Origin of the sequence: Caballeronia sp. ATUFL_F1_KS39, assembly GCF_023630985.1 — a bacterium.
Taxonomy (GTDB): Bacteria; Pseudomonadota; Gammaproteobacteria; order Burkholderiales; family Burkholderiaceae; genus Caballeronia; species Caballeronia zhejiangensis.
Map to the genome: position 1 here is coordinate 1 of NZ_JALQDZ010000074.1, position 877 is coordinate 877.

Annotated in this window: 1 pseudogene; it reads right to left on the minus strand. The window is 64.4% G+C overall.

Annotated elements, in window-relative coordinates:
- A pseudogene (locus NCR93_RS31640) lies at window positions 1–877 on the minus strand (RHS repeat-associated core domain-containing protein); the annotation flags it as partial.

Consider the following 877-nt stretch of genomic DNA (forward strand, 5'->3'; position numbering starts at 1 on the left):
TTGCCGATGCACTTCGGCAACGACTGTTCCCATGCATGAAGCTTCTTATCATCGTCGGAGCGGCGTTGATCCCACTGTGAGCGCGCCGGCTTGCCCGGATTCGCGCGCAGCCACGCTTCGTCTTCGGCGCGTTCCCGCGCGTGCCGCTCGGCGCGCTCTGCATCCGTCTCCACGACCGGGCGCGGCGGAACCTTCTCCGGATCGACAGGATTGCCCGCCGGATCGAACGCAAAGATTTCGGTCAGATCGGGCGTCACCGACTTGAGCAAGCGCCCGAGCGGGTCATAGGTATAGTCGGTTACGCCGCGCGCGTGATCCTCGATGCGCGTCAGGTGGCCCGCCGCGCTGTACTGATACGTGCGCCGTGCAAGCACATCGAGCAGGTTGACGCTCGTCGCATGACGCACCGACATCTGGGCGAGCCGTCCCACGCGGTCATACTCGCGCGTCTGCGTGAAGCTGCGATGCGTGCGCTTCACCTCCCGATGCAGCTTGTCGCGCTCGAAGTCCACCAACGGCTTGCCGTCGACGAGAACGCCGTGAACGTGGCCGGAACCATAGCGCAGCCAGTCGACCGTGCGCGTATTCGGCAGCGTGGTCTTCGTGCGATTGCCGAGCACGTCGTATTCGTGACGCGTGACGGTCGAATAGCTGCCCCGGAAAGACGGATGAACGTGCTGCTCTTCCGCAATCAGGTTATCAGCATCATCGTAATGAAGACGCGTTACCGCGCCGCCGCCCTTGGCGGTGACGAGCCGCCCGCGCGCGTCGTAATAGAACTGCTCGATGGCGGCGTTGCCGATCTTTCGCGCGAGCAATCGGCCCATCGGATCGCGCTCGTAACGCGTCTCGACCCCGGCTTCGGTCGAGGCCGCGA